Raw genomic sequence first — 5,630 nt, 5'->3', positions numbered from 1 at the left:
CGGTCAACTCCAGCGCTAGCCAGCAGCTGACCATCCGGACTAAATTCCACCTGGTCAACCCAACCCTGATGCCCTTTCAATTCCTGGATTTGCCTAGTTTTGACGTCCCACAATCTCACGATTCCGTCAACTCTAGCGCTAGCCAGCAGCTGGCCGTCCTGGCTCAATGCCAGCTGGTAAACTCTACCCTGATGGCCTTTTAATGCTTGGACTTGTCCAGTGTTGACATCCCACAATCTCACGATTCCGTCAACTCCAGCACTAGCAAGGAGTTGACTATCCCAGCTAAATTCCACCTGGTAAACTCTACCCTGATGGCCTTTTAATGCTTGGACTTGCCCAGTGTTGACATTCCACAACCTGACAATTCCGTCAAATCCAGCGCTAGCCAGCAGCTGACCATCCCGGCTCAATGCCACCTGGTCAACCCAACCCTGATGCCCCTTCAATTCCTGGACTTGCCCAGTGTTGACATTCCACAACCTGACGATTCCGTCAAATCCAGCGCTAGCCAGCAGCTGACCATCCTGGCTCAATGTCACCTTCCTAACCTTACCCTGATGTCCTTTAAATTCTTGGACTTGCCCAGTTTTGACATCCCAAACCCTCATGATTCCGTCAAATCCAGCGCTAGCCAGCAGCTGACCATCCCAGCTCAATGCCACCTGCCTAACCTTACCCCGATGCCCCTTAAATTCTTTGACTTGCCCAGTGTTGACATTCCACAACCTGACAATTCCGTCAAATCCAGCGCTAGCCAGCAGCTGACCATCCTGGCTAAATTCCATCTGGGTAACCCTACCCTGATGCTCCTTAAATTCTTGTTGGACTTGCCCAGTTTTGAGATTCCACAACTTCACGATTCCGTCAACTCCAGCGCTAGCCAGATGCTGACCATCCTGGCTAAATTCCACCTGCCTAACCTTACCCTGATGCTTTCCAAGTCTAGGCTCCTGAATGTGGTCAAGAATCATTTGTAAAGCTAGTAGATGCTTCCCAAGTCTACGCTCCTCAATGTGGTCAAGAATCTGTTGTAAAGCCAGTAAAGGACTAGCAGCAGGATAGTCTTTCCAGGGAGTATTTTTCGTGACCATTGCTTTCAAGGCTTTCCCGGTCTCCATAGCTGCTAGTAAGGTATCAAACGGGCTATATTTAAATTGGTTAAGATGTTCAAATCCTGCTCGTTCTAGTTTTGCTCCTTCTTGCTTCCATTGCTCTAAAATCCGCTTTTCTTCCTCAAAATTTGCCAATATTTTCCGAATTGGATGTACTAAATAATCATGAACTAACTGATATAATTCTTCTGTTCCTAGTGGAATTTGAAACACTAAACCTGAGCTCACTAAAATATCCAAAATCAAGGTGAGTTGCTCTGGGGTTAACCTTAACCCGGTAGCTAATTCACTCTGCGTTCTTAAGGGTCTCAATTGCTTGTCATCAGTCAAGAGAAACAACAATTGCCAGGTAGTTTCTTGGTGTTCAGGTCCACAATCGGTAACCACAGCGTCCAGATAACGCTCTACTAGTTTTTCCTTATCGCCCCCTTTCTTATACCTCTCCAAGGTGACTATTTCCTCGGTTTCTAATTGCGCTCCCACCACCTGCAACTCAATCGGACGTACTTCTCCTGTTTCTGCTGCTAAATCTTTGACCAATTGCTCAATCAACTCTGGTTCTAAGGAAAACTTAGCCTGCTTCGTTAACCGTTCAATCACCGCTTTGGCCTGGGACTGAGTAAAATTACCTAAGTAATATAGGACATCCTTGCTGAGGATATCATTATTGACGACATCTAAACTAATTAGGCGGTTATTACACTCTAATAAATAATAGATATAATCTTCTCGTAAGGCTAGAATAACCTTTACCGCCTCAAGGTCTAGACAGTCTTTTACAAATTGATAAAAAACTCGCCGTTGCTGTGGCTGAGGATACTGAAAGAAAAATTCTTCAAACTGGTCGAAAATTAGCACAGTCAGTCGATTACTGTCACCATTGTGTCCCAGCTGGTGGAGAATTTTGCCCAGAATTTCATCCCCCTCTCCCCTCTGCTCTGTGCCAACTATCCTTTTAGCCAAGCTATACTCCCACCGGTTATAAACTGTCAGCAACACCGGCTCCACATCCCGAGCGGCAATAATCTCTTGCTGTAATCTAGGAATTAAACCAGATTCAAGTAGAAAACTTTTACCCACGCCGGAGGAGCCACAAATTAGCGTTAGTTTGTGGTCTGTGCGAGCAATACGCTCCACTAAGTCATTAATAGCTTGCTCTCGACCAGAGACAGCAATGCGATCAGCCACCTGAGTATCCCTGATTCCTTGGTTGAGAGATAATTGACCAACGCCCACAAATGCCCGAAACCGGAACTGATACTCGATTGATTGCTGGTATGCCTTAACTGAGAAAGCTCTTTGATACTCCCCTTGGTCAAAGTAGAGCTGTCGCAATTCTGCCAGAATTTTAATATATAGATCAGGATTAAACTTAGGTAGGGTTTGGTCTTTGGCAAGCTCAAGATGGGCAATCCCTTTCTGGGGTTCACCAAGATGCTTGTAGGCTCTGCCTAAGGATAAGCGATACCAACCTTGATGAAGTCCCCACGCCCAGTCCAACTGCTCCCGCGTCAGGTCACCAGGGAGGTGAACAGAATTCTTGGCATCGGTAAGGATTTCCAGTGCTTGAGTTGCCAACTCCTTGACTCGATGCCATTGGGAGCGAGAGATGGCGACTTCTGCCTCTAGAAAGCCGTAATCATGAGCAAGCCAGACTGGGTTGGGATATTCCTGATGGAGGGTTAAGGCTTTTTTAGCTAAGTGATCTAACTCATGCCATAGCCCTAGTCTTTGTAAAATTTCCCCCAAGGGATTGATAAACTTAGCCACTAAGTCTAGACGCTTAGCTTTCTCAAACCAATAATGCGATCGCACAAAATATTCCCTAGCCCGTAGGCAATGTTGCTTATGCTGATTCCGGTTTTGATCGGCATAGGTACGGTACAATTGCCCCATATGGAAAAGAACACATCCGTATCGGATTAGATATTCGCGGTCGGCAGAGCGGGAAGAGGGGTAAGCTCGCAGAAGACGTTCCCACAGGTCTATACTTCGTTGATAATGCTCTTGGGACTGCTTGAGATCATCGGGAATTCCTCGACCTAAAATAAATTCCACACTAGCTTCTAAGTCTAGCGCTAATTCTACCTGCCGATGTTGCAAGTCTTGCCAAGCTTGGCGTAAGTCAGCCAGCTGCTGGTTACTGAGATTATGTTTATGGTTAAGAACCTCAGCAGCTCCAGCGGCTAAGACTTGAGCAAACCCAAGATCAGTAACCTGTTGGATAAATTCGATTACGTCAGCGGTAGAGATTTGAAAGTCCAGGGGTGAACCGGTTCCCCAACTGGCCAAATCCCTGGCGGAGTGCAGGAATTGGGAATAGACTCGATCATCTACCCAAAATAAAACCGGGACATGGAACTGTTTCCGAAACTCTTCCCGGACTCGATTGGCTAATCTGAGCAGTTGCTCAAGGTTTCTGACCACCTCAAAGCCATAAACCATAATCCCTTGGGGCGGTTGTTGTGCCAGTTGGGATTGAATGTGGCTGTATATAGTCCTGTAGAGCTGAGTGACCTCCGGAGTTAGCCCAATCGGGAGAATCTCTACGGAACAAACCTCGGCCAGCTGTTGAATCAACTGGTCTCGCCACTGGGTATAATTACAATGGGCAAAGATTAAGGAAAATTCCTTTTCACCGGCTCCCATTTCCATTGCCCAAGCCAGCTGCTTCAATAGCTGTTGATGATCATCCTGTGGCTGACGATTAGTCATTGAGTTATGGCAATGGGTGTAATGGTGTTTCCAAATTCAACGAAGCAATAATTGCTAATATCAATCTCAAAGCGCATTCTTGCTAACCCAATTCCCAATTCCCGATTCCCGATTCCCGATTCCCGATTCCCGATTCCCGATTCCCGATTCCCGATTCCCGATTCCCGCCGCTATAACTTTCCTGTTTCTACTAGAATCGGATTCACTGTAAACCAAGACCCTTGAGCGTCATAGTATTCATACACAAATAGACTACGCACCAGCACCCGATAATGGTCGTCACCACTTACTTCTTGGCTCTGATGCACCTGACGCAATAATTCCCACTCCTTTTCATCAATCGCTAATCTGATTTTATTACAGCGACTACGAATAACCTGGTCTAACCCTGCTCGGGATAGCGGTAACTTGCCTTCCACCATAATCCAATCCCGAATCATTGCCAGTAACTCCCGCACATGACCACCACTGATAGAACAGAGTCTGTCCAGGGTTTCCGGTGCATCAAACACTTCCGGAATCTTCTGCAACCGTTGCGCTGATGCTAGCTTAGGAAAAGCTCTAGCCATTACCATGGCTCTGAGCCTTGCCATTCCTTCCTCACATTCCTTACCATTCCGTTGCGTCACTGGCACCATTGGCAACACCTTCGGCTCAACCCCGAAACGATTGGTAAGCCGGACGATATCATTACAAAATCGTAGCCCTAGGGGCATCGTATATATAACATGACAGTTGAGTTGGCGCAACTGTTCTCCCCGGTCTACAAATAAATATTCCGGTTGTGGTCTGCCCCAAGGCTTGGGCACAATTTCCACCCGGTCAAGGTTATCCACGATTACCACTAGTCCCCGTTTTCCCTGGTGTTGGAGTTGAGCGATCGCAGGTTCAATCAACTCGGTATTAATCACATCAATAATGGTTTTGGTACGAGGTTCGATATAATCCCGCAACCGATTACGCAAGGTTGGGCTATTTTTGGCTCTCGTGGTAATCTTGCCAATCCCTACCGATAAGGAATACTCTCCCTGTTTTTCCTTGACCCCAATCCCACCAACCTTGGGAATCTTAACCTCAACCCCAGTTACATCCGAATCTAACAAGTTGGTAATGTCCTGTAGGAAAGCTTTAAAGCCTTTTAGTTGTAAGTTAACCTGGCTAGCTTCCAAACTTTCACTGACCTGGCGAGCAATAACTAATAAAATATCCCCCACATCCACATCGTTCATTTCCAAGTCCTGATCCGACTCGAAGTAAACCACATGAAAGTCTTCTGCTAGCAACTCAGCCTTGAGTCGAGATAATTCCGTAGACTTCCCACAACCAATATGTCCGGTAAATAATTGACAAGTGGGCTGGTCTTCCGAGAATAGAGTAATTTGCGCTTTCAGTTGCTCAATCAGTGCTCCTCCTCGGACAGAAGAAAAATCGATATAGAGCTTCTCGTCTTCTGGCTGGGTTAGATCAAGGGTTTTGCTGGGGTTAGTGGCTTTGTAAAACTCGGTGAAATTTAGAGTCATCAGGTGTGGGGTGTGGGGTGTGGGGTGTCAGCTCATCAAGGGTTCAAGACTGTATATGTATCATTAGTAATGCTGCGAGTTCTAATTCGTTTTTGGGTACACTAATAGGTTATTTTTGTCTATAGTAATCCATTGCACTAAGGGTAGGCTAATTTAGGCAAGTGCGATCGCATCAGCCTGTGAGCCTGGTGATTGAGCCTGTGAGCCTGATCAGCCAAAGTGATCCCACTAGCTTAATGACTTGGAGGATAAAATGTAAGCATTCAGCTATCAGCTATCA

General features: G+C 46.3%; 3 protein-coding genes. 1 reads left to right on the top strand and 2 read right to left on the bottom strand.

The window, feature by feature from the left end:
- Positions 1 to 3,830: nSTAND1 domain-containing NTPase (locus F6K38_RS34015; protein WP_287359509.1), on the bottom strand; the 3,830-nt coding region annotated here is incomplete at its 3' end.
- 79 nt (positions 3,831 to 3,909) lie between these two features.
- On the opposite strand from F6K38_RS34015, the gene F6K38_RS34010 reads away from it, so the two are divergent.
- Positions 3,910 to 4,041, top strand: coding sequence for a hypothetical protein (locus tag F6K38_RS34010; protein ID WP_287359507.1), 132 nt, complete (start codon positions 3,910 to 3,912; stop codon positions 4,039 to 4,041).
- Here F6K38_RS34010 and F6K38_RS34005 read toward each other — a convergent pair.
- Entirely contained in the window at positions 4,001 to 5,350 is a 1,350-nt protein-coding gene (locus tag F6K38_RS34005) for an ATP-binding protein (protein WP_287263798.1), read from the bottom strand. The two genes, F6K38_RS34010 and F6K38_RS34005, sit on opposite strands and share 41 nt — an antisense overlap.
- Between the last annotated feature and the right edge of the window lie 280 nt (positions 5,351 to 5,630).

The sequence above is a fragment of the Moorena sp. SIO3B2 genome (assembly GCF_010692525.1).
Classification (GTDB): domain Bacteria; phylum Cyanobacteriota; class Cyanobacteriia; order Cyanobacteriales; family Coleofasciculaceae; genus Moorena; species Moorena producens.
The sequence above is the reverse complement of the archived record's forward strand: the minus strand, read 5'-3'. Positions and strand labels throughout refer to the sequence as shown.

What these genes read in the sequence shown, in the direction of transcription:
- F6K38_RS34005 (WP_287263798.1), bottom strand. Translation starts at nt 5,350, where the DNA reads ATGACTCTAAATTTCACCGAGTTTTACAAAGCCACTAACCCCAGCAAA.